This window comes from Alkalinema sp. FACHB-956 (genome assembly GCF_014697025.1).
Taxonomy (GTDB): Bacteria; Cyanobacteriota; Cyanobacteriia; order Leptolyngbyales; family Leptolyngbyaceae; genus Alkalinema.
Genome location: NZ_JACJRC010000015.1, coordinates 41600 through 63614, shown reverse-complemented (window position 1 = coordinate 63614; position 22015 = coordinate 41600). Strand labels below are relative to the sequence as shown.

Annotated in this window: 26 protein-coding genes; 18 read left to right on the top strand and 8 right to left on the bottom strand. The window is 48.1% G+C overall.

Features of this window, described 5'->3' with window-relative positions:
* Positions 1-9: 9 nt before the first annotated feature.
* From H6G21_RS16090 to H6G21_RS16075, 4 genes are read right to left on the bottom strand one after another with little or no spacing between them, the layout of a single operon-like run.
* Positions 10-798, bottom strand: coding sequence for a DUF6753 family protein (locus H6G21_RS16090; protein WP_190574451.1), 789 nt, complete (start codon positions 796-798; stop codon positions 10-12).
* A 14-nt stretch (positions 799-812) separates the two neighbouring features.
* On the bottom strand, positions 813-1640 hold the full coding sequence (locus H6G21_RS16085; RefSeq protein WP_190574450.1) for a mobilization protein: 828 nt from the start codon (positions 1638-1640) through the stop codon (positions 813-815).
* Between the two features lie 9 nt (positions 1641-1649).
* On the bottom strand, positions 1650-2036 hold the full coding sequence (locus tag H6G21_RS16080) for a hypothetical protein (protein ID WP_190574449.1): 387 nt from the start codon (positions 2034-2036) through the stop codon (positions 1650-1652).
* Complete coding sequence (locus tag H6G21_RS16075) at positions 2033-3163, bottom strand: ParM/StbA family protein (RefSeq protein WP_190574448.1); 1131 nt, start codon at positions 3161-3163, stop codon at positions 2033-2035. Before H6G21_RS16075 ends, H6G21_RS16080 begins: the two co-directional genes overlap by 4 nt.
* 503 nt (positions 3164-3666) lie before the next feature.
* On the opposite strand from H6G21_RS16075, the gene H6G21_RS16070 reads away from it, so the two are divergent.
* The 14 genes from H6G21_RS16070 to H6G21_RS16005 all read left to right on the top strand — a co-directional run bounded on the left by H6G21_RS16070 (position 3667) and on the right by H6G21_RS16005 (position 14405).
* A complete protein-coding gene (locus H6G21_RS16070; protein WP_199307257.1) occupies positions 3667-4053 on the top strand; it encodes a hypothetical protein in 387 nt (128 codons plus the stop codon).
* Positions 4050-4988, top strand: coding sequence for a relaxase/mobilization nuclease domain-containing protein (locus H6G21_RS16065; RefSeq protein WP_190574447.1), 939 nt, complete (start codon positions 4050-4052; stop codon positions 4986-4988). Before H6G21_RS16070 ends, H6G21_RS16065 begins: the two co-directional genes overlap by 4 nt.
* A 76-nt stretch (positions 4989-5064) precedes the next feature.
* A complete protein-coding gene (locus tag H6G21_RS16060) occupies positions 5065-6387 on the top strand; it encodes a hypothetical protein (protein WP_190574446.1) in 1323 nt (440 codons plus the stop codon).
* Between the two features lie 119 nt (positions 6388-6506).
* Positions 6507-6947, top strand: coding sequence for a hypothetical protein (locus tag H6G21_RS16055; protein ID WP_190574445.1), 441 nt, complete (start codon positions 6507-6509; stop codon positions 6945-6947).
* Between the two features lie 37 nt (positions 6948-6984).
* Positions 6985-8190 (top strand): hypothetical protein, encoded by a 1206-nt coding sequence (locus tag H6G21_RS16050; protein ID WP_190574444.1) that lies wholly within the window; start codon positions 6985-6987, stop codon positions 8188-8190.
* Between the two features lie 119 nt (positions 8191-8309).
* A complete protein-coding gene (locus H6G21_RS16045) occupies positions 8310-8594 on the top strand; it encodes a hypothetical protein (protein ID WP_190574443.1) in 285 nt (94 codons plus the stop codon).
* Positions 8595-8597: 3 nt separating this feature from the next.
* Positions 8598-9341: a hypothetical protein gene (locus H6G21_RS16040; protein WP_190574442.1), complete on the top strand. Its 744-nt coding sequence runs from the start codon at positions 8598-8600 to the stop codon at positions 9339-9341.
* 224 nt (positions 9342-9565) lie between these two features.
* Positions 9566-10150 carry a siphovirus Gp157 family protein gene (locus H6G21_RS16035; protein ID WP_190574441.1) on the top strand — a complete coding sequence of 195 codons (585 nt, stop codon included), beginning with the start codon at positions 9566-9568 and terminating at the stop codon, positions 10148-10150.
* Positions 10151-10253: 103 nt separating this feature from the next.
* The gene (locus H6G21_RS16030; RefSeq protein WP_190574440.1) at positions 10254-10898 is read left to right on the top strand and encodes a hypothetical protein; all 645 of its coding nucleotides are present in this window, start codon (positions 10254-10256) and stop codon (positions 10896-10898) included.
* A gap of 5 nt (positions 10899-10903) precedes the next feature.
* On the top strand, positions 10904-11341 hold the full coding sequence (locus tag H6G21_RS16025) for a hypothetical protein (RefSeq protein ID WP_190574439.1): 438 nt from the start codon (positions 10904-10906) through the stop codon (positions 11339-11341).
* Between the two features lie 2 nt (positions 11342-11343).
* A complete protein-coding gene (locus H6G21_RS16020; protein WP_190574438.1) occupies positions 11344-12195 on the top strand; it encodes a hypothetical protein in 852 nt (283 codons plus the stop codon).
* Positions 12168-12923, top strand: a complete 756-nt coding sequence (locus tag H6G21_RS16015; RefSeq protein ID WP_190574437.1) for a hypothetical protein — start codon at positions 12168-12170, stop codon at positions 12921-12923. Before H6G21_RS16020 ends, H6G21_RS16015 begins: the two co-directional genes overlap by 28 nt.
* Complete coding sequence (locus tag H6G21_RS16010) at positions 12907-13596, top strand: Mov34/MPN/PAD-1 family protein (protein ID WP_190574436.1); 690 nt, start codon at positions 12907-12909, stop codon at positions 13594-13596. Before H6G21_RS16015 ends, H6G21_RS16010 begins: the two co-directional genes overlap by 17 nt.
* On the top strand, positions 13587-14405 hold the full coding sequence (locus H6G21_RS16005; protein WP_190574435.1) for a ThiF family adenylyltransferase: 819 nt from the start codon (positions 13587-13589) through the stop codon (positions 14403-14405). The genes H6G21_RS16010 and H6G21_RS16005 overlap by 10 nt, the downstream gene beginning before the upstream one ends.
* 49 nt (positions 14406-14454) lie before the next feature.
* Here H6G21_RS16005 and H6G21_RS16000 read toward each other — a convergent pair whose 3' ends face one another.
* Positions 14455-15174 (bottom strand): response regulator, encoded by a 720-nt coding sequence (locus H6G21_RS16000; RefSeq protein WP_190574434.1) that lies wholly within the window; start codon positions 15172-15174, stop codon positions 14455-14457.
* Between the two features lie 284 nt (positions 15175-15458).
* Between H6G21_RS16000 and H6G21_RS15995 the strand changes: the two genes are divergently transcribed.
* Positions 15459-16604, top strand: a complete 1146-nt coding sequence (locus H6G21_RS15995) for a hybrid sensor histidine kinase/response regulator (protein WP_190574433.1) — start codon at positions 15459-15461, stop codon at positions 16602-16604.
* 11 nt (positions 16605-16615) lie between these two features.
* On the opposite strand, the gene H6G21_RS15990 is transcribed toward H6G21_RS15995, so the two are convergent.
* The 3 genes from H6G21_RS15990 to H6G21_RS15980 all read right to left on the bottom strand — a co-directional run bounded on the left by H6G21_RS15990 (position 16616) and on the right by H6G21_RS15980 (position 19785).
* Positions 16616-17572, bottom strand: a complete 957-nt coding sequence (locus H6G21_RS15990; RefSeq protein WP_190574432.1) for a ParB/RepB/Spo0J family partition protein — start codon at positions 17570-17572, stop codon at positions 16616-16618.
* Positions 17569-18399: an AAA family ATPase gene (locus H6G21_RS15985; RefSeq protein WP_190574431.1), complete on the bottom strand. Its 831-nt coding sequence runs from the start codon at positions 18397-18399 to the stop codon at positions 17569-17571. Before H6G21_RS15985 ends, H6G21_RS15990 begins: the two co-directional genes overlap by 4 nt.
* Before the next feature lie 279 nt (positions 18400-18678).
* On the bottom strand, positions 18679-19785 hold the full coding sequence (locus tag H6G21_RS15980) for a tyrosine-type recombinase/integrase (RefSeq protein ID WP_190574430.1): 1107 nt from the start codon (positions 19783-19785) through the stop codon (positions 18679-18681).
* Between the two features lie 153 nt (positions 19786-19938).
* On the opposite strand from H6G21_RS15980, the gene H6G21_RS15975 reads away from it, so the two are divergent.
* The 3 genes from H6G21_RS15975 to H6G21_RS15965 are packed head-to-tail and all read left to right on the top strand — an operon-like array spanning position 19939 to position 21976.
* Positions 19939-20736 carry a DUF4058 family protein gene (locus tag H6G21_RS15975; protein WP_190574429.1) on the top strand — a complete coding sequence of 266 codons (798 nt, stop codon included), beginning with the start codon at positions 19939-19941 and terminating at the stop codon, positions 20734-20736.
* Positions 20736-21278 carry a hypothetical protein gene (locus H6G21_RS15970; RefSeq protein WP_190574428.1) on the top strand — a complete coding sequence of 181 codons (543 nt, stop codon included), beginning with the start codon at positions 20736-20738 and terminating at the stop codon, positions 21276-21278. Before H6G21_RS15975 ends, H6G21_RS15970 begins: the two co-directional genes overlap by 1 nt.
* Entirely contained in the window at positions 21278-21976 is a 699-nt protein-coding gene (locus H6G21_RS15965; protein WP_190574427.1) for a hypothetical protein, read from the top strand. The genes H6G21_RS15970 and H6G21_RS15965 overlap by 1 nt, the downstream gene beginning before the upstream one ends.
* Positions 21977-22015: the final 39 nt, after the last annotated feature.

Genomic DNA, 22015 nt, shown 5'->3' with positions numbered 1-22015 from the left:
AATAGATGCTCAGTTTCCTTGAACGGGTGCAAATTCGCGTTGATTGGGAGGCTGAACCCATAACGTGCAGAATCCAGCAGTCGCTTTTCGATTAGGCAGCATCTCCAGAGTGACCCCCAATCGCTTAACTTCATTAGTACAGACGAGCTGACCATTGCGATCGCGGCTCAACAAGTCCTGATTCCAGTTCATCAGCTTTTGAGAAAATTGACCCTCAGCACTGGTTGCCCAGTCTAAAGCCTTGGCTTGTTCTAATGTCAATTGTCGGATTCCGGTAGGGTCGAGGGGGCGACTGGCTTGATACCAGGAAAGTCCGGCAATGCCCAAGAATCCTCCCAATCCGGCTGTAACCAGAAGCAATAGCCCGGCTGCAATCAATGAGGGAACCGAGTGAATAGCCCGCTCAAACTCTGTGCGACGAATCAGGGCAGAGACGGTTTGGGCGATCGCCTTTTGGTGTCCCTTGATCGCTACCTTTTCATAGGTCTGGAGCCGATCATATAACTGCGTCTGCCACTGATCAAACATGGTCTCCATCTCTTGGGGACTGTCTTCTAGCAACACTTCTAGCCTGCCAGTTGCAACCAGCATCAAGAAGGCTGGGTCGTCCGGGTCAATTCCCGTTTGCACGACAATCTCCCATACTCTGGCTTTGAAAGAATCATCCTTCCCGCGAATTGCCAGATCGAGCAGGGTCGGGTAGGGAATCCGATTTAGACCTTTGCCTCTGGCCGCCATTGATTCCAGAAATTGATCATCCAGATCCAGAGGTTCTTCTATTTGGCGGGGGTTGGTCATCAGCCTTACCTCCCTTAGCTTGAACGTTTGCTGTTGCGGGATTTAGAGCCGCTTGCTGCTGGTTCAGCCGTTTGAATGTCAGCTTTTCCAGCTTCCAATGATGGTTCATCAGTCGCAGTTGGATTTGAAGGACTGACTTCCGACTGCGAGAGTTTCCAGATGTTTGCCTGGTCGATCGCCTGATAAGCACTTTTGAGAAACGTATGGAGCCGCTGTTTCCCCAAAACGCCCAGTTCACCACTTTCCCTGCCTTTGGAAAAAGAAATTCGCTTGGCATCCAGGTGATCACGCTCTCGATAGCTAAATTTAGGAAAGTCAAGCACGGGGACTTTTTGCTTTGCCAGAAGTTTTTGTAGTTCATCTCTACTGTCCAGGTGAGACCAGTCATCACACAGTCCCCAGTTACGGACAAAAACATGTTGTACTTTGCCATCAAACTGCTTCAAAGATTGGATGAAAAGCTGCACACTGTCATAGCCACCGGTGCAGATAAACCACTTACAGATACTGACCCCATGCTGTGCCCCCATCTCCAGCACCCCATTGCGCTCAATCCAATCGGTAACGGCTGGAAAGACCTGAGCTGGGAGATTCACAATCACTGGAGTTTTGATCGCCAGGTCAAAAATGCGATCGGCATCGTAGGCTTTGCGTTCAGCTTCACTAAAGACAGCTCGCTCACATCCTTCAGGATAGACTTCCCCTACGTCAGGATTGCTGCGATCGGCTTCTACCAACACATGGGGAAGCTGGCGATCGATGCAATATTGCACCATCACCCGAGCAAATAAAGACTTACCGACACCGCCCTTTTCACCATCAATGAAATGAATGATTGCCATTGCGCTCTCCTATTGCCACATTGTTCGGGTTGCCCGTTCAGCGGTCTTGTTACTGCCATTTTGGCGATCGCCCTTGGTATATTCAATTGTTGAGGATTCAGCAGATGAAATCGGCAGTTGCAAACATTCCCGGATATAGTCTGCCTGACGTTCCAGAGTCCGACAACAGCTCAATCCCAGTTGGCGTAGTTCTTCCTGGCTCAACAGACCTTCTGCCTGCCGAGCGGCTACCATCCAAAAAGCTCTGGCAGACTCCAACATCAACTCTTTGCCCTGCCTCACGCCATCACCTTTCTTCAAAAATGCTGTCAACACACCGTCTGGAGTGTCGGTGTAAGGCGAATAGCGAAAGCTGAAATCTTCACGTTTGCGAGAGGTTTGAGCGATCTCGTTCATGCGACCTCCGCCAACTGTTCAACAAAGTCGCAATACATTCCAAAAGCATCAATTAAACGAAAGGAAAGCGCTTCCGCATCTGAACGGTGCGAGCGATAATCCAGTCCTAACAGGTCTTGTAATCGTCGCTGAAGATCAGTACCCCAATAAGTCGGGGTTTGATTGAAATAACTTTCCAATTCATCATGGAGGTAAAGAGCAGCCCCACCAGAAATAATCACCTCGGTGACATTTGGCAGCATAGTGTCAAGCCAATCTTGCAATCGTGACCAGTACTCCTCTTTGGCAGTCAAAATAGCAGTGACAATTTGTTCGCGTTCTAGTTTTTGTTCAGTAGGCGATCGCGTTTTTACCAGATGTTGAAGTTGTGGATTATCAGGAACAAGCTGATTGCTAATGGTATAGATTGCACTGGTTAATGCATCTGCACTTTGACCAGAGGTGCGGTTTAATACCTTATCTACCAGTTGATGAAAGCCTAAATCAGTCGTGTTGCCGATCGCCAGCTTGCCCCGTTCAAACAGCAATAGGCTGGTATTCCGATGCCCAAACATCAGCACAGCCAGTGTTTGTTGCTGGAACCACTCTGTCCCGTTCTGCATGACTCGTGCCATTGCCAAGCCACCTCCCTCTGGGCGACACTCAAAGGCTTCTAGCTTGACCTGGAGGCGTTCACCGCGAAAGCTGTAATTTTTGAGATGTTGTTTCAGGAGTTGCTGAAAGCGTGGGGCGTTCTGGTATTCACCGTAAGGTAATAGGGCAGAAATGGCAATAGAGAACTTACGAGGTAGATCCATGTGCTGGACGATCGCTCCTACGGCTGCCAGCACTTTATATAACGCCCGTTCGTATTTCACCTCATTCATCTGCACAGTTGCCAGAAACTGACGCGCTAAATAACCAACCACCTGACACTGCTGACTATCACTACATTGCAGCCAAACATCGTCTTCAGGTCGGGTGATACCAAGACTTTCTCTGGTTCTCAAGTGGGCATCAATTGAACTCAAGCTGAGTTCAATCACTTCAGGCTCCATAAGCAGCAATCGAGGTCTGCCATCCGCTAAGTGATAGATCACTTTACTGAGTGAGGAGCCTGGATCGAAAGTCAACGTGAGGTCAGACATCACGGGTTAATCAGTAAGGTTAACGCTTCCTCAACTTAGCGAGCACTGAATGAATGCTCATCATCCATGTGGATAGAAAAGAGAAACTCGGATTTTCTCTCACACAGGGGTTCACAAATGACCACAGCTTCCCTCAATGGTTCGTCTCCATCCTCATTTGACCACCCGATCAAGGCGCTGAATTCCTAATAATCTGAACTTGTTGACACTCAATGCCCTCAAATACCCACAGATTTCTCGCAGCATTCCACCCATGAACCGCATTCTTACAGCAAATTACATTACCCGTTCAAAACCCAGGATGCAGAGCAAGCCATGTGGTAATGTGTATTCGTTTATTGGAAGAAAATAATGGTGTTATTGCAACACCTGTGAGTCTTGTTTGTTGTAAAAGGCTATTGCCCGATGCAGAAATCAAAAAGATAGCCAACTGATAGATCACAAGTCAACGAAGGAACAGCAAAGCTAGAGAAGAATCTTCACCGTCTTCCTGATTGGCTGGAATGTCCTCGCATAAACGTCCCATCAAGTTCCATATCTCCCTCAACGCTGAGGAGAAAGAGCAAGTGCGCTGTATGGCGGCAGAGAACAACCTGACGATGGCAGAATTGTTTCGTGCCAAAACGTTGAAAAATCAGCTTCCCCGGCGCGTAACCCGAATCGCAGGTCTGACCTACTGGGAACTCACCAAAATCAGTGACAGCCTGAACCAAATTGCTAATGCAATACTTGCTAATGCAAAGGCTAGCGCCCACACCACTGCTCCACTTCAAGCAACTCCGATCGTGGTCGATCAGGAGTTGTTGAATCAAACCAGAAGCCTCTTGAGCCAAATACGGCGAGAACTTACTGACCTGGAATTCATAACAGAGATTGAAGAGGAATCGTGATCGGCAAACAAATCAAAGGTCGGAGCTTTAGTAAATTGCTCAATTATCTGTTTGGCAAAGATGGAGCCAGCCTAATTGGCAGCAATATGGAGGAAACCACCCCGCGTGGATTGGCAGCGGAGTTCCGGTTTTGCCGACGGTTAAACCCCAGGGTAAGTCGATCGGTCTACCATGCCTCTCTGAGTTTGCCCTGTACCGAGCATTTGGAGGATGACACCTGGCACGAGATTGCCCAGAAATATCTCCAGGCAATGGGCTTTGACATGAATCAGTATGTAGTTGTGCGCCATAGCGATCGCGACCATGATCATGCCCATATTGTCGCCAGTCGGGTTCGGTTGAACGGAACAACCGTTTCCGATAGCTGGGATTATCGCCGGAGTGAAACCGCTATTCGCCAGTTGGAACAGGACTATGGGTTGCGATCGCTCTACTCCAGCCAGGAACAAGACAGCCGTAGCCCCACTACTGGAGAACAGCGATTACTGGCTCGGACTGGTGAGGCAAGTATTCGAGTGCAGCTTCAGCGATCGCTTGATCAAGCCACTCAATCTCCTGTCACTATGCCTCAGCTAATTGGGCAGCTCCAGCAAAACGGCATCAGTGTTCGGATTCGCGATCGCCAGCCTGGTGAGATAACAGGCATCAGCTACGAATTAAATGGTATTGCCTTTAGCGGAACTCATCTGGGCAAAGCCTACACCTTCCAAGGCTTGCAGAGGTACAGGGGAGTAAACTATGACTCACATCGAGATGCGGAATTAATTAAAAAACTGGTAGAACAGCCCGTTAATTCATCAACTGCCAGTGGAATCGATGCAGACTCGCTAGTGCAGGTATCGAATATAGAAGAGATCCAACGAGACGATAATGCAGCGAAACATCGCAAAAAATCCAAATTATCAAAATACCGACAACGAGAGTTAGAACTTTGATAGTCAGGGCAGCTAACGCCACTCAGAGAGTAACAACGCTCTTGGCTTAACTGCGATGAATGTCAATCTGCGACAAATGACGATTCAATTTCTCAGGCACATTGGCTTTGTGTCAGGTGCTAAAATCTGGTTACGAATTTCCTGGGATTTGCCTGTAGAAGTCATTCCTGACAACTGGAACTGCTATTGGAAGAACAATCAACTGATCTACGGTCATTACATTTTTTGTGGCAGCATCACTCCTCAGGGCTTTTCCCTCTACTGCTGCACTCAGGGTGGGCGAGACCGCCTGGGTAATACCTGCTGGCAACTCACTCCCAAACGCTATACAGATGGGTGGGCACTTGCATTCAAGTTTTCCTATTTGGGTGCAACCGTCAGTTTCTACCCCAACCAACCTGATAAAGGCATTAGCAATAACCACGTCAAACAATGTCAGTGCCTTTTCTATGAAATTGATGATTTGCCTCTGCCTGGTCAACACGATGTACTGGAACGATTTAAGCATACAACTGGGTTGGAACCGGCAGCAGTTGTGTATACCGGGGGAAAATCTCTTCATGTCTATTTCAGATGCACCATCGGGCTATCTCCAGAAAGCTGGATTTGCCTGAATCGAAAACTTGCGATCGCTCAAAATGCTGACCCAGCAATCTGCAATTTAGCGCGTTCTATGCGGCTTCCAGGTATGATTCGCAGGGAAGTAAAAAATGGAGAGTTGAGCAGTGCTAGAGCAATCACCTTGGAGGATTATTCCACGTCCCAATACAGTTTCAGGAAGCTGAATACTGCTTTGGATGCCACTGGACTGTTTCCTTATGGACTATCGGATCAGCAATGGCGGAAGTGGGTACAACTGGTTCATCTGGCGAAAATGAATGATTCTGTTGACCCACACTCCGCACTGACTCAACCGCCTGCTCTAAGATCCCGCTCAACTGTGCTGAAGCATGGGAGACTTGGAACAAGCCTTGCAACAAGAAATAATCACTTATCTCTCAAACATCACCGCGCTAGCGGGATCTCAATTCCGCTAACCATCTGCCTGACAAAAAGCGATCGCGCCCTCTTAAAATACGGTGAGCTAGAAGGCAACCGTAACAACGCAGGTTACAAGCTGGCTCGGAACCTGTTGGGAACCGCTGATCTATTAACCCAACACCAGATCGTTTACCATCCTGCTCCCCATCAACTCTTTGAGCAATACTGCGATCGCTGCACACCTCCTTTAAATAAGCCCGAAGCTAATGCCATCTGGCAGAGTGCCAGCAAAACTCCTGCTTTTGCTAGTCGCAGCCTTGACTCAATTCTCGTAAGTGTAAGTCAATGGCGATCGCGGAAACATAATAAAAGACATGGTAAACCAACGGTTCAACCCCTGACCCATCTATCCTGCTGATTAAACAGCCCTGTGACTGACTTAGGGAATAGATCTTGCTAAAACTTTAGTTTTTTATTCCCTAAGTTGACTTCAGAGCTACCGCTCCAACACTTTCAGACGTTTAATCTCTGGTCAATATGGAGTACTACCTCAACTTCAACCTGGTCGGCGAACCCCACCGCTTTCATGTGAGTCTTCCCTGGAGCAACCTCCACACCGTAAACTTCAATGCTGTTGACGCGCAGCTGAAGAGTGTGGTGCCAGAAGCAATATACGATCGCACTCGCAAGCTTAAACCCAGCAATCGCGCACCAGAACCTGAAAGTATCGACTTTCATAATTGGCTCCGGCAAGGGCAGACTAATCAGGACATTGCTATGAATCCCTATCAACAACAACTCGCTAAGTTGATCGGTGGTCAGATCCACCAGGCGGGCTTAACTCAAGACGGCTACCCTTACCTGATCGTTAAACAACCAGATGCAGAAGCTTTCTTTTATGTCATCGCTCAAGCAAACCCAGAAGGCACGAATGTCGGGTTCCTGCATATCACTGAGCGAACAGGAACCACCCTTTAAGAACTTCTAGCTCCCTTCTGCTGGCTCCTTCAGGCACTTGTCTGAAGGATTTTTTTATCTCTATGCCATGATTCCTCAGCTACATCTCCTCAATTGGGGCATGGGAGTCGAGAGCACAGCAATCCTCGTGCGTTGGCTGCTGGAGCCTCAGTCTCGTCCCTTCAATGACTTCCACAATCTGATTGTGCTAGCCGCGCAAACTGGCGATGAAATGGGTGAAACCAAATACCTTTGTGAAACTCATCTCTTTCCGGTAATGCGGGAACACCAGGTTCGATTGGTGCAGGTTGCCAAAGCCTCTACCAGCAAGCTAGATGGCTATATCATTCTCAGTGATACTCACCAACCCTACGAACTGCATATCGAAGGATACTTTCCCCTCAGCCGTGATTTACTCCAGTCTGGAACTGTACCTCGCTTGGGGCGACCTCATATTTGCGCGCAACGCTGGAAGGGAGAGGTGCTTGATGCCTGGATCTCAGACCACATCACAGAAGCCTTTGGTCCATATTTGGGTTACAACGCTGATGAGACCAAACGAGCAGGTAAAGCTGACGGCTATACCTGCCAGGGACACCAGTTTCTCTATCCGCTTATCGAATGGGGATGGACAAGAGACGACTGCATTGAATATCTCTATCGCACCCTGGGAGTTCTTTGGAGAAAATCGGCTTGTAGCTATTGCCCGTTTCAACAAAAGCAGGCAGCGATCGCCCGCTACGATCGTGATCCCAAAGCCGCAGGATTCACGCTGCTGATGGAGATGAATGCCCTGGCATTTAATCCTCGAATGCACTTATTCTCATCAGGCACTGCTTACGATCTGATGGTGAAAAGAGGTAATCAGGCTGCCTTTGATGAATTAGAGCAGCTATTACAGCAATTGCAGTGGGCAATCTATCACGTGCAACGCACTTACAAACAATTGATTGGGAAGAATGGCAAGCCCTACGTCAATTCCGATCGCAACGTGGTTCTCGTTGATGAAGGCAAGAAAGCTCAGATGGAATCTAAGTTAGAAGTGATTTGCCAACGTCATCATGCCTCAACAGAAGACCTGCACGGCAAACGGTGCTATCTCCATCGGCGACAAGAAGGCATTTATCCAGCTTTCGAGGAGTTTTATGTCGTTGCTCCCAAGCTGGCAAAAAATAAATGCCGTAACCTGAAAGCCTTTGATCAGAATTGGAGAGAACTGACAGGACCCGCTAAACCTGTTCAATTGACTCTCTTTGTTCTCTAACCCAAGCATAGACAAGATAGTTGCGATCGCGGTAGAGCTTCCGCTCCAGACATCTAGGTGGGCTGACAGCCTTAAGCAGGTTTACATGCCCTCGCCTGTTCATCAACATGGAGTGGTCTATGTCTGAATCCCTAAACTCAAATTCTCCAACTTTCGTAGTGGTTAAGGTCGATGCACCTTTACCGTGGTCAGAGCAGGAGACCTTCTATCCCATTTTGCCAACAGAAGAACCCCACACCTACGGTACGCTTCAGTGTGCAGTGGAGCTAGTTGCCTCGTTGATTGAGGACTTTGGGTACACCACCCAAAATACTCGGATTTATCGACTCGTGCCTGTTGCTGATGAAGACACGTTGCCACTCATTCAAAGCGCTCTGACGACTCTACAACAAGACAGTGAGTAGCTCATGTTTTTTTACTTCAGTGGACTTTCTGAGATTAATGATGCCCTCATGTTGAAACGGGCTGGCGTGAATCAAGTTTTAGTAAATCCAACAAAAATTCATCTGAGTCAGGGTTTTCTAAAGGTAGCTTTAGATTCTAATGCTTACTATCACTTTAGGTACGGCGGTACGCTTGACGTAATTCGATACATGGAAATTGCAGTGTCAGGAAACTATGCCTGGATCAGTGCTCCAGATGTGATTGGCGATCCGGAGACGACGTATCAGAATTGGCTGGTGGCTCGTCGATGGCTTAAGCAAAACTTTGAGTCTTCTCCGGTGAGAATGATTCCGGTATGGGGATGGGACACACCCAAGAAATTTCTGAATCACTACCTGCAACAGAGCCGGATTGTGGGCATTGGTGGATTGGTAATGCTCATGCGTCAGGGCAAATCCAAAAACCCAGAGGAGCGGGCGATCGCCTACAAAATGCTGCGTCAATTGAAAACCCTTTGTCAGCAATATCCTCAACGGTTTCACATCTATGGGTGCAATTGGACGGTCGCCCTCAATCATCTTCGGAGCTTGGCTTACAGTACAGACAGTAGCCTTGCCTGGGATGGTGCCCGCTATGGATTGATTATTCATATCCGTAACGGTAAACTAATTCGCACACCTGCTTGGGAATTAGAGTTTGAGGGAAACCGGGAAGCTCGGTGCATTGCATGTGCTAGAAACATTCGACGGTTTATGGCAGAGAGGTAGGGCGCTATCGCGCTGGTTCATGCAGTGTGATCAAGGCTACCCTCTATGCAAACTCTAATAACCAGTTCTACTAACTACTCAACGACACTGGCAATCACCCATCCTGATCGATCTCTTGAATCCGATCAATCCTCAGAAGAAGACATTAATCCAGGCACTCTGATGATTTTGGCAGACATCGAAGCAGAACGAGACTATTACGAAGCTTGCGGGAGGTGGTAATCATGTCCTTCCCTCTCGCTCAACAATCCTTGACGGGACTCTCTCAAGCAGCAGCGGAACTCTGGGATCTGCTGACTCACTCTCAAACAGCCGAGGAAGAAGCCGAACTTCTTGCTGCAATTTGGGAAACCCAGGAAGCTCAAGAAGATGCGATCGATCTTCACGCTGAACTCGCATTTCAACTTGATGCCGAGATTGCAGGGATCAAACAGCGGTTGGAACACCTGAAAGCAGTGCATCAAGAGGCACTCGATCGCTTGGAACGATGGCGACAGGCTCTCGATCAGAGCATTCTGGAGCAAAACGTAGCGGGAGGGCTACCCGATGAAGTTGTCGGTCATTCACTCCGAATTACGATTCGTGAAAACCCTCCCAGTTGCGAGCTGCTAGTGGATGCCGAGGAATTACCGGATGAGTTTCGCAAAAAGAAAACCACTTACTCGGCAGACAAGAAAGCGATCATCGCTGCCTGGAAGAAAGGAATTCCGGTTGATGGCACTCACATTGAACGCAGACGGCGCGTCATTTACTCACTGACCGCCACTGCGATTCAAGATTTCAAAAACTCACTGTTGGCAGAGCAGTAAACTTTATCGCTAGCCAGTAGCAAGGATACGGTTTTGCTACTGGCTAATTTTTAGCTTGCCCTGGCTACCGCCATTTCAGCTAGACCATAAACTTGGATCTGTTATGAAATGGCTCACACCAGAAGAGGCGATCGCCACCGCAAACTTAACAGCTACGGCAACTAAATTGGACGTGATCGCCAAAAGTACCAATGGCAAAAAGACGGCTGAAGAACGCTTTCATGCTCTTGGGTTGTTGTTCGATCGAGAGCGGTACGAAGCAGGGCAACCCGACTTTTTGAAACTCTTGAATTCGGCAACTGACGAAGAAGAACAAACTGATGAAGAGGATTTAGAAGCAGCTTCTGTCGATGAGGAATCCTCAAACTCTACATCCCCTACTCAGTCAGAATCAGAACCCTATATTTTCGAGCAGTGTAAAGTTCAGGTTGTGATTACTCTGTTGCCCAACACAGGACAACCAGGAGATAGACCTGTGCTGTTAGCTGCCAGCAGTCATGGTGATTTTCCGATTGTGGCAATGCTGACTCAAGAAGAACTGGGTTCGCTCCCACCTGCGATCGCCCAACTGCTAGACGACCTGAAAGCTGATTTTCCCAACCGCCAAATTCGCCGTAACATCGCTCAGACTCAAACTGCCAAAATCCCTCCTCAACGAACAATCCAGCCTCAGAACCAAACGAGCAAAGCCAGTTCTACCACCCCTAAACCGAGCAGCAATAGTCAAACCCAAATTTCATTGTTCTAATCGCCATGACCACCAGCACAACTAACAAACGACTTGTAATCTACGAAGGGCAACAACACTGGCTACCGGACGCGATCGCCCTTGACGATCAACTTCTGCGCGATGCCTTCACTCCCCTCTGTGCCGAACTAGCAAACGCAGAAATTGAACGCAAAGAAGGAGAACCCATTCGTATTATCAAAAAGCCGGGTCGAAAGGGTATTTCTCCCTTGGAATCTCTAATAGCTGCACCTGAAGAGGTAAATCCAGCCGTGCAGATGTGTTACCAACTGCGGCAACATCAGCTAATGAATGGAATTGACTGGAGAAATGCAGAACAATGGGCAGCGCAAATTGAGGAAGCGATCGCCGCTGGTACAACATTTACCCAAGCAGTCAATCATTCATTGAAAGCCCTAACTTCTTGTAAGCCAATCTCTAGCGGCATTCCTGAAGGATTTTAGCCATGAGTCTTGTCCCCAGCACTCCAGCGGAAGCAATCTACAGCCTCCGGCAGTGCCAGTTAACAATCACTCCGCTTAAAGCCCTCGACTATCTGGAAGTCCAACTCAACACTTATCAACTGCTGGCACTCTACCAGCACTTTTTCTCATCTGAATGGTCAACTAGCCAGACTTCTCTTTATCTGCCTGTTAATCATGAAGGCAACTCTAAAACAGTTTCCTCAGAAAATCGCCATAGCCCAAGAGAATTGGAGTTTATCACCCTGGTTTATACTCACCTGTTCCCAATGTCATTTTGGGCGGTGGAAAGCGCTCAAGAAGAACGCCTTCAGGCTATCCCCATCACTTCAATGGGCGTAGATTGGCAAATTGAGGAGGGAATTGAAAATTTGAGGATGGGATGGAAACTGCTGCTTCCGTTCAGTAAAGAAGGTCGCTATTGGTTAGATGATGTGGAACCGGAAGGTGGCGAATGGTTTAACAGTGAATTTGAAACTCATCACGTTTCTTACAAACATATCCATCATCCCGATCGCATCGACAACAAACGGTTGAGGCAGCTTTGTTGTGAACTCACTACACCCTTACAGTTTCTACCTCTGGCGTTGAAACTCCTGGATCATGAGACTGAAAATCTCTGGCTTGATGAGTCTCCAGACGAGATGAACTACGGGCTGTACGCCTCCTCTCTACCCTGGTCCAAATCATCTATCAATCTCCTGCACCGGAAATGGAAACAAGCCAGCCGGATTTTGGATGCTGCATACCTGTTAATTGAGTGGTTGGAAACTGATATGAAAACTCACGCACAACTTCTACTACAGCTATGGACACGCGCATTGAAACGAACCTAGCAGCTTCATCCAACCCTATTCTCTCCAGTGAAATCATCCAAGCAGTTCTCGCTGATCCTCCCAGAAAATCTTCTGCCATTCAAGCCGAATTGCTGTTTCTGGATGGTTATTACATCTTCCATAGACGGGATAAAGATCTGCCAGCCGCTGACATTTACAAATGCGTCTCGCCAACTGCGCTCCGGACTGCCTTTAGTTTTGAACCCATTGATACCGGCTGGATGCAGCCTGGTATCGTTCGTTATGGCACTGGAAGGACAGGCACTTACCTGATCAAATTTATCCCTCCGGCTACCCATCTACTCAACTGTGACGAGGTTGGAACTCTAAAAATTCCGCTGCCTGCAATGGTCTTCATGGGAATTGAGACGAAATATTGGGTTTGGACGCTCAAAGACAAAATCTTCGATCCCAAAGCATTTGCATTTCATACCCCACTCCCCAACATCTACAACTCAGGACAGGTTTGTTGGGGTGTTAACGAACCTCCTGATGCCAGTCCTCAAACCATCGATCTAACCTGGAATCTTTTCATTTCCAGCCTCTTCACAAGCCACTTGGCTACAGGGAAATCAAAATCTCATTCGGGTGATGTGCGGCAACAGCTTCTGAAACTGCATCAACGAGGCAAGCGTTCCACCTATCCAGTTACTGATCTGATCCCCATCGGCAACAAAAAAAGTGTCGATACACTTGTGCAGGAAATTTTAGATGAACAAAACCACTAACCCGCTGATTGGCTATGTAACTGCGGCTGATTCGCTCCCTATCTCAGGCAGCGCTCTCACCTACATTCTGGCTGGTAATGGTGTTTTTGCCAGTGCCGCTCGTCCCGGCATCAAAGTTCTCATGCCTGTCTGTCTGAGCGACCAGCGGATCAAAGGGCTACCTCACCTGACTCCTCACCTCACCATCACACCCCGAATTCCCAAAGAACTTTTGCTAGAAGTGTGGCGATCGAGTTGTAATGCCTGCGCTGAATCCAATGCAGAAATATTATTTCATTTCCACAAACAAGACACTGAATGGAAATTACAAACACCGGAGCAAACCCAAAACACAACCAGTTGTCAACCTACAGAATCAGGCAGTTACTCTTCTCATTATCACGCTGTCGTAGAGGTCCATTCTCATGCATCCATGCCTGCATTCTTCTCCAGCACAGATAATGCAGACGAAACAGGCTTCCGAATCTATGGCGTACTGGGTCGGGTGAATACAACCAAACCAGAAATTCAAATGCGCGTCGGGCTATTTCAGCATTGCTGGAATATTCCAGCAAAAACCGTATTTGATATTGAGTCTGACTTCTTCATGACTGAAACATCAGTCATGTCTGAATGTCAGTTCTACAGCACAGAATTGCCACCTGCAAATGTGTTGGAGAACTTATGGAACTAAATCTTGATCTGGCAAACGCCTCTCCTATTCTGACGATTGACTATACCGCGATCGAACTTTGGCTAGTGGGATGTGGCGGAACAGGTTCTTGGCTAGCTCCATCCATTGTTCGTTTGGGTAGAGTTCTGTCCAGTAAAGGGAAGAAGGTCAAACTCTACTTCGTTGACCCAGACCACGTTGAAGAAGCCAATGTATTACGCCAGTGTTTCTGTGATGCAGAGATCGGGTTGAACAAAGCCAAAACATTGGCACTCCGCTATGAGATCGCCTGGAAAATGGAAGTAGGCGCGATCGCTCAATCCTTCGATTCAAATTGGGTTACTCCTGGCTACAACACCCTTGCCCTGGTTGCTGGATGTGTTGATAATGCTAGAGCCAGACAATCGATCGCCCAAATATTGGAAAATAATAATCACCAAATCGTCCCTCACACATGGTATCTGGACTGTGGCAATTCCCGCCGGAGTGGACAGGTTTTATTAGGCTCCCAACTTTCCACTAAACCCGACGATTATCAGTTCAACACATTGGGATGCTTTCGGCTACCTGCTCCAACCGTTCAGCATCCTGATCTACTAATTCCACAGCCAGAAGAAATGGAGGACAATAACCTATCCTGCGAACAGCTTGCTCTGCTGAACAGCCAATCCCTCAGCATTAATCAGCGTGTCGCGGCTGAAGCATTTGACTATTTACTACAACTAACCACTGGCAAGCTACGACGGTTCGCCACCTATTTTGATCTAGAAAGTGGGAGTGGGCGATCGCTCTACACTACCCAAGCCAGTGTCATTCAAGCAATCCATTAATCTTCCAATTAATCATCGCCCACTGCATAGTTTCCGCTATGCAAATTTTTTACTCGATCAAACCTGCCCGCATTGCCAGTACAGCAGCTTGAGTGCGATCGCTAGCACAGAGCTTGTTGAGGATACTACGGATATGTACTTTAGCCGTGCCAAGGCTCATATAGAGTTGCTGAGCAATTTGGTTATTGGTGTAGCCCTGAACCATCAATTCCAGCACTTCCAACTCTTTTTTCGTTAGAGGATCAGACTCCAGAATGGTAGCTTGCTCCGAATCCAGTGCATTGATGGTCACTGTTTGAGGTTCATTAGTACTTGATGGTGGCGATGCAGATTGCCGAGCGTGCTTGAGGACAATACGAGCGATCGCTGGATCAATCCACGATTGTCCCTCATAAGTCATGCGGATAGCTTCCAGCAGTAATTCAAATTTGGTGTTTTTGACACAGTAAGAATCCGCCCCTGCTGCAAAAGCCGCCAGCACCATTCTTTCCTGAGTGTAGGAAGTTAACATAATAAATCGGGTTGAAACATCTGACTCTGGAGGGAGGGCATTCCGAAACCGTTGCACAACTTCTATCCCATCCATATCTGGCAAGCCGATATCCACGATCGCCAGATCCGGACTGGTTCTCTGAAGCAGCTTCAGCCCTGCCACCCCTGTTTCAGCTTCTCCCACCACCGAAATATCCTGCTGCTCATTCAGGGAACTGCGGATGCCAGTTCGGGTCAGGCTGTGATCCTCGACAATTGCAATTCGCATCGTTCCCACCCTTTACCATGCTGACTACTACTAAAGGCTGATAGATGCGAATCCCTGGATAGAACAAGTCTTTGCATAAACGCAAAGTTTTGATAAATTCGCTAGACTGATTTCTTTACATCGCTGTTCCCTATCCAGAATCTCGCTTCTTTTCTAGTACATTCATATTCTTCTGGGATGAAGGCTAAGAAAGTCTGTACCCAGCAGGCTTAGAGCAGGTTACGAAGCACAGGGGCATCGCCAGTTTGCCGTAAGTCTCTCAGACAACCGACAAATAAAGCGTTGGATAAAATATGCTCTCAAAACCTTTAAACCCAACCATCAGGTTTGCTTCATCTGGAGCAAAACGCATTCTGCTGGTGAATGCCATCCCTAATATCTTTCGTTCCATGCGATCGCTGCTCAGGAAACGGGGGTATCAGGTAGACAGCGCCTATAGCGGAGTAGACGCACTGATTCAGCTTGAACAGTCTCCACCTGACCTATTATTGCTGGATACAGCTACTGCTGATATAGACGGTTACGAAGTGACCCGACGAATTCGACGGAATGCTGAACTGCCCTTTTTCCCAATCATGTTGGTAGCAGATCATAATCATACCAGTGTGATTAAGGGCTTGGCCTTGGGTGCTAATGATGTCATTCGCCCTACGGTGAAAAAGGGAGAGCTATTTGCCAGAATTCAGTCGATGTTAAAACTGAAACACAGTATCGATGAGCAAGTCAGAATTAATCAACAGCATGAAGACTTCATCGCTAGCCTGACTCACGATCTACGAACCCCGCTTATTGCAGCAGATCATATGCTGCATTTACTACGTCGAGGTACTTTTGGTAAAACATTGCCCGAAATGCGGGATTCCTTAGAACAAGTTGTTCAGAGCAACCAAACTCTATTGGAAATGGTTGATACTCTGCTGGAAATCTATCAATATGAGGCAGGTTGTAAAGATCTTTACTTTTATAAGGTTGACCTCTGGGAATTAAGCCAAAGTGTTGTTAGAGAACTAACTCCTCTGGCTATGACTAAAGGCTTGGCGTTGAACCTAACCTTAGTAGGAGCCACTGACCAAACATCCTTGTGGGTGAGGGGCGATCGCCTGGAGCTTCGTCGCCTACTGACCAACTTGGTCGGTAATGCCATTCGCTACACTGACACTGGCTCAATAGAGCTTCGCCTGCAATACATGACCCGTGATTCTCCAGAAAATAGTTCTATCATCTTGGAAGTAGAAGATACAGGAATTGGTATCGCTCCAGAGGAGCAGGAGTTTCTGTTTGAGCGATTTAGACAGGGAAATCACCAGCGACGCGGGAATGGTCTGGGGCTTTATCATTCTCGTCAAATTATAGAAGCTCATCACGGGACTATCAAAGTTGAATCTGAAGTTGGTAAAGGAACTCTCTTTGTAATTCAGTTTGATTTGTTTCCGGAGTAAAACCTCAAGCGTCACTTAACCAAATCTTCTATTTCTTTTAGCAAAGTTTCCAAGCGATCGCGTTTCTGCTGATCCTCCCAAGCATTCGTTTTCTTAAGCAGGCGACTTACATTATTAAACCGCTTTAAGTAATCCGAGGGCTGAGAAGTAGAGTTCTGCAATTGAGTGAGCTGTTTGATGCGATCGCGAATATCTCTGATCGACAGGTCTTGGGCGATCGCAGCTTGAAGCAGGTCTTGACGCTGCCCTTCATCCTTAACCCGTCCTATGGTTTGCGCCTTCGTATACTCAATTTTTCCTTGCTGAAGCGCCTCAAGTACTTCTTCAGGCAGGTTACGTAAAGGCAAGCGATGCTTCACAAACGACTGCCAACTCATTCTTCCAAGGGCATTAAATACCTCTTCGACAACCTCTTCTTCCTGAACCACAACGTTGTGGTTCAAATTTCGGGTTGACTCATTCTGCATCCGATATAGAAGAGACACCGTTTCTTGAACAGACAACTCTAGCCGAATCGCTAGTAGCTGTAAGATCCCTTCCGTCTCCTCAATTGGGTTTAAATCCTCCCGTTGCAAGTTTTCGACCAGTGTAACTTGAAGTGCTTGCTGGTCACTTAGCTCAAGAATAGTAGCAGGGATCTCTGTTAAACCTGCTCCCTGAGCCGCTCTATAACGACGTTCTCCCGCAATCAGTTCATATTCTCCAGGTTTTCCTGGCATCGAACGAACCAACAGATTCTCTAAGATGCCATACTCCCGTACAGAATCAGTAAGCTGCTCCATCTTCTGAGGATCAAAGTAGCGTCTGACCTGCTCAGGCTTGCGATGGATCTGAGCGATCGGTAAAAAATTCTTGGGTTCATTAGGCTTAGTCGGAGCCAGTTCTTCAGTATTGGAACCGAATAGCCTAGTTAAATCAATGCTTCCCCCATAGGGTTTATCCTTTTTAGAAGCTTTGGAATGTGTCATAGAAGTTCAAGTCCATGAATAATCTGATTCATCGCTTTAAGCGCAGGATGTTTTTTGTCATACAGGGCTAGAGGCAGATGTTCTTCTGAAGCATCTGCAAAGATTGTAGACCGTGCGATCGGGGAATAAACTGTCGCCACTGCTGAAAGCTGTTCTTGGATCGCTGCCAACGTCCGCTCATCATGAGAATTTCGCTGATCGTACATGGTTGGTACAAATCCGGCGATCGCAAGGTCTCGGTTTGGACGTGCCCGCACCAGTTTAATCGTGTCAAATAGCTGTTGCACCCCATTAAATGCCTTGTACTGAGATTGAATTGGTACCAAAACATGAGTTGCCGCAACCAGCGAAATATAAGCCAAATTACCCAAACTTGGAGGACAGTCGATCAAAATAAAATCATACTGCTCTTGAACGGGCAAGAGTGCCTCCCTCAAACGAAAGTCACTCATCACGGCTGACATCAATTCACGCTCTGCTAAAGCAAGTCCCAAGTTAGCAGGAACTAAATCAACCCCAGGTGTGCCATCTTCTTGTTGCGTCTGAGCATAAATTCCCTTATGAATGGGCAATGGCTCATCCTGCAAGATAGCGTGATAGATCGTTTTGCCTAATTCATAGGGATCAAGCCCCATAAATATCGTGAGGGAAGCCTGTGGGTCCATATCCACCACAAGAACTTGATAGTAATCTCCTTTCTTCTTACTCCGTTTCTTCGTCTTCACATCCAACCGCTTACAACAAGCAATCATGTAGCCAAGTTGATTGACAAGAGAGGTCTTGCCAACCCCACCAGCCTGATTAAACAAAGCAATAATCCGACTCATACAAGTTTTTCCAAGTATTAGAGTAAGTCAATTTTTGAACCACAACGTTGTGGTTCAACTGCAAAACACGCTTTTGAACAATCCTGAAACGCCCCTTTAGCATGGGGATCAGCAAAAATAGCAACAAAATTTTAAGCGGAACCAGATTTACTACAAACCTGTACGCAGGACTGAGAACAGTGTCCAAAAAACCTCTTCGGGATTAATTAGACCAAATATGCCTGATAAATAGTATGTATCAAGACCAGCTTAATTGAGCATCCATCTTTGAAATTCGCCTCATTTCAACTCACTATTTTGGGGAGGTTCTTCCCCAATAGATTGATAAAAAGCTCGTTCAGCCGCTGCACCGAGTGCTCGCTTGGCATATCGCTTGAAGCTGGCTTCTGATTTATGACGGGTCAGTGTTCGAGCATGAAGGCTTTCAACCCCCCGTAAAAGCAAGCCAGTCGCAAACGTGTGGCGTAACTGGTGAGGATGAACATTCAGCAAAGTCAGGATTTGTTTGAGTTCTGCCTCCTTGAACTGTCCCCATCTATCCTGCGGATCAGGTTCTAGCTCTCCTTGCTCAATTCTCTGCCGCTGCTCTAATGCCAATTGAGCCTGCTCTGCTGCAATCTTACCCAAAGACTTAACTACATAGTAGAGACCTTGATACCCCAATCGATTGCCGCTCCGATTCCGCCCACATGACAGAAACAAGGGAGCATCCGGTAGCAAATCCCCTTCTTCAGAACGACGCTGCACTAAATACGTATTCAACTGTTCTCGCGCTTGGCGGCTCAACGGCACCGTGCCCGTACTGTCATCCTTGGCTTCACGGATGGCTAGCCGCACGCCATCATAGTCTGCTACGTTCAAATTCACGACCTCTTCCGCGCGCAGTCCATGACCTAGTACGGCTAGTAATGCGCGATCGCGCACCTCCGTCTCCCCTCGTTCCTCCAATGCCAGGTACAGCGCCGCTATCTCGATTTCTGATAAATCCCTGGCTGGGGGCAAAGGAACCCGCTCCATCTCTACGGCTGTAGTGGGATCATGGGCAATTTGCTCCGGGTAAGCCGCTCGAAACCAATCAAAGAAACTCATTAGAGCCGTCAAAGCTCGATTAATAGAGTTGGGAGAAAGGTTTTGCCCCTGCAAATAGGCTTTGAACTGGGCAATCTGGCGAGGCGTGAGATCTGACCAGGCGCGATCAGTCCAAGCTAAAAACCGCTTCAATTCCCGTCGATAGGCTTTCTGCGTGTTATCCGCAAGCGATCGCGCCTGGAAATATTCCTCTACTCGCAACCAACGCAGATCCGTGGGTTCCGTTGAACGGGGTGAAACTGAAGTCTGAGCAGAAGCCAGCCGGATGGGGGGTAGCCCTTCTGAACCAGAAAACATGAACAATTACCCACAACTGAGGTTGCCATCTTGAGTTTAAGACATTTCATGTAAAATATCTCAACAATATCTGTTATACGACTAAATTACGACTAGCTTTAGAGAGGTTAGGGTATACTGAATGAAAATCCTTGCACTGCGGGAGTTTCACGGATGCTGTCGCCCTTCCCTGGCATGAATCCCTATCTGGAACAGCCAGCCTTCTGGTCGTCGTTTCACACCCGGCTGATGGTGGCGATCGCGGATACGGTAGCGCCCCAACTGCGCCCCAACTATTACATTGAGGTTGAGACTCGCACCTACCAGGATCAAGAAGAGCCAGAAGAAATTCTCGTGGGGATTCCAGATGCTGCTGTCTTAGCGGCTCGGTCAATCGATCAAGTGGAGCCGTTGCGAGTTGAGCCGGGTGCAACGTTAACTCAGAAACGACCCCGCTCCATTTTCTTACCCCAGCCAACCACGATTAAAGAGCGCTATCTCGAAGTTCGCGAAGTCGGCACAGATACGGTTATTACAGTGATTGAGGTGCTGTCACCCAAAAACAAGCAGAAGGGAAAAGGCAGAACGGCTTATGAAAACAAGCGCAGGCGAATTCTGGGCAGTCTCTCCAATCTGGTTGAAATCGATCTAATCCGGGCGGGCATCCCAATGACGATGATCGGAGAGGTGCAGCCGAGTGATTATCGCCTGATTGTGAGTCGTCGTTCACAACGTCCTCAAGCTGACCTGTATGACTTTGACTTGCGTGAACCCATTCCCAGTGTGCCGCTGCCGCTAAGACCCGAAGATGCGGAACCGTCGGTAGAATTACAGGCAATTGTGCAGGGTGTGTGCGATCGGGCAGGGTATAACGAACGCATCGACTATCGTCAGCCTGTCCCACCGCCCAAGCTATCGGAGGCTGATCAGCAGTGGGTCGAGGCGTTACTTGCACCCCTCCGAGGTGCGTGATGGCACGTCCCGATCAGGAAAAATGTCGGTTGTGCTCCAAGCTGGACTCCCAGGAAGCCCAACAGCGTCATGGACCAAACGGTGACGGCTGCTGGAATCCGAAGGTTTGCCATAACCGTCGCTCCTACTATCGTCATCGGGGAGTCCGAAACCATATTCGCAAGCAGCGACGACGCGGACAGCCATCTGAACCGTTATCATCAGAACCGGGCGTTTCTGGGGTTGTACGAGTAGCGACACTAGAGGTACTGGCTCCAGCCGTTCCTGCCGCTGTCGTTCACTGGTATCGAGTCACTAAGGAATCACCGCTGCATGCCTTGGGCGCAGAACTCTGGATGGGGAACGATCGGGTCGCCAAAGTTGAACCCGTTCACTGCCTAGGGCTAACCGAATTACAGGTCAAAACACTGCTGGTTCGGATTCTAGATGTGTTTTCTCAGCACAGTGGAATCAAGGTAGAACGCTTTCGTTCCTCGGTTGAACTGCATCCCCATAACTGCCCGATTCGACCCTGCCCACTCTATCCAGAGGTTAGGCTGTAATGGAAGTGCAGCAGTTACAGCTTGACCTGTGGCAATCTTTGGAGGCGGCATCTCGGTTTCCAGAGACGGCGGATCTGCGATCGCTCTGCACCGCCCTGGAGCAAACCATCACGGAACAACCGCTTGCCGAGCAACTGGCGGTTGCCGGAGACGTGCTAATGCAGCTCTCGGAAGTCTACGCTGCGCGAGCAGATCTGATGTTTTCCAGATGGGAACGTCGGCATAATCCCCAGGAGCCAGTGGTGGATCTGGAAGGTTGCGTCGATCTGTTTGTCCAGTCGCTATCGCTGGATGTTACGGATCTGTTTGAGGAGCCAGAGCCGCTACAGTATCCGGCCAACCGCAAGAAGAGAACGCTCAGCCAAGAAGGTTCTGTTGTTGGGGAGGTGGATAAGGAGGCGCTCTTGAACTGGGCAGACCAGATAGAGCAGGAACAACCGCTCAATGAGCTACAGATGGCAGAGCAGATCCGGGAGCTGGCGCACGGGGAGAGTGTGGAGGAGTGGGTGGGGGCGATCGCCCACTATCTTCAACTTTTCGGTTCAAACATTCGTCTACCTGATTTACAACAAGCCTTAAAAATACCAATCGTCGAGTTATGGATTGGTTTGCTATTAGGAGGATACTCTTTAGAACAGCAGGGTGAATTTTATAATAGCCAAACTCTCTGGATTACTGGTGCTAATAAAGGCGTATAGCGCTACCAGTCCAGTTGAACGTATGCAGGTCATTCATAT

Excerpts from the sequence above, each read along its gene's own strand:
- H6G21_RS16035 (WP_190574441.1), top strand. The coding sequence starts at position 9,566 with ATGTCCTTCCCTCTCGCTCAACAATCCTTGACGGGACTCTCTCAAGCA.
- H6G21_RS15970 (WP_190574428.1), top strand. The coding sequence starts at position 20,736 with ATGGCACGTCCCGATCAGGAAAAATGTCGGTTGTGCTCCAAGCTGGAC.
- H6G21_RS15975 (WP_190574429.1), top strand. The coding sequence starts at position 19,939 with ATGCTGTCGCCCTTCCCTGGCATGAATCCCTATCTGGAACAGCCAGCC.
- H6G21_RS15990 (WP_190574432.1), bottom strand. The coding sequence starts at position 17,572 with ATGACACATTCCAAAGCTTCTAAAAAGGATAAACCCTATGGGGGAAGC.
- H6G21_RS16045 (WP_190574443.1), top strand. The coding sequence starts at position 8,310 with ATGTCTGAATCCCTAAACTCAAATTCTCCAACTTTCGTAGTGGTTAAG.
- H6G21_RS16015 (WP_190574437.1), top strand. The coding sequence starts at position 12,168 with ATGGACACGCGCATTGAAACGAACCTAGCAGCTTCATCCAACCCTATT.
- H6G21_RS16010 (WP_190574436.1), top strand. The coding sequence starts at position 12,907 with ATGAACAAAACCACTAACCCGCTGATTGGCTATGTAACTGCGGCTGAT.
- H6G21_RS16070 (WP_199307257.1), top strand. The coding sequence starts at position 3,667 with ATGTCCTCGCATAAACGTCCCATCAAGTTCCATATCTCCCTCAACGCT.
- H6G21_RS16005 (WP_190574435.1), top strand. The coding sequence starts at position 13,587 with ATGGAACTAAATCTTGATCTGGCAAACGCCTCTCCTATTCTGACGATT.
- H6G21_RS16055 (WP_190574445.1), top strand. The coding sequence starts at position 6,507 with ATGGAGTACTACCTCAACTTCAACCTGGTCGGCGAACCCCACCGCTTT.
- H6G21_RS16090 (WP_190574451.1), bottom strand. The coding sequence starts at position 798 with ATGACCAACCCCCGCCAAATAGAAGAACCTCTGGATCTGGATGATCAA.
- H6G21_RS16085 (WP_190574450.1), bottom strand. The coding sequence starts at position 1,640 with ATGGCAATCATTCATTTCATTGATGGTGAAAAGGGCGGTGTCGGTAAG.
- H6G21_RS15995 (WP_190574433.1), top strand. The coding sequence starts at position 15,459 with ATGCTCTCAAAACCTTTAAACCCAACCATCAGGTTTGCTTCATCTGGA.
- H6G21_RS16075 (WP_190574448.1), bottom strand. The coding sequence starts at position 3,163 with ATGTCTGACCTCACGTTGACTTTCGATCCAGGCTCCTCACTCAGTAAA.
- H6G21_RS16030 (WP_190574440.1), top strand. The coding sequence starts at position 10,254 with ATGAAATGGCTCACACCAGAAGAGGCGATCGCCACCGCAAACTTAACA.
- H6G21_RS16060 (WP_190574446.1), top strand. The coding sequence starts at position 5,065 with ATGACGATTCAATTTCTCAGGCACATTGGCTTTGTGTCAGGTGCTAAA.
- H6G21_RS16080 (WP_190574449.1), bottom strand. The coding sequence starts at position 2,036 with ATGAACGAGATCGCTCAAACCTCTCGCAAACGTGAAGATTTCAGCTTT.
- H6G21_RS15985 (WP_190574431.1), bottom strand. The coding sequence starts at position 18,399 with ATGAGTCGGATTATTGCTTTGTTTAATCAGGCTGGTGGGGTTGGCAAG.
- H6G21_RS15965 (WP_190574427.1), top strand. The coding sequence starts at position 21,278 with ATGGAAGTGCAGCAGTTACAGCTTGACCTGTGGCAATCTTTGGAGGCG.
- H6G21_RS16025 (WP_190574439.1), top strand. The coding sequence starts at position 10,904 with ATGACCACCAGCACAACTAACAAACGACTTGTAATCTACGAAGGGCAA.
- H6G21_RS16040 (WP_190574442.1), top strand. The coding sequence starts at position 8,598 with ATGTTTTTTTACTTCAGTGGACTTTCTGAGATTAATGATGCCCTCATG.
- H6G21_RS15980 (WP_190574430.1), bottom strand. The coding sequence starts at position 19,785 with ATGTTTTCTGGTTCAGAAGGGCTACCCCCCATCCGGCTGGCTTCTGCT.
- H6G21_RS16020 (WP_190574438.1), top strand. The coding sequence starts at position 11,344 with ATGAGTCTTGTCCCCAGCACTCCAGCGGAAGCAATCTACAGCCTCCGG.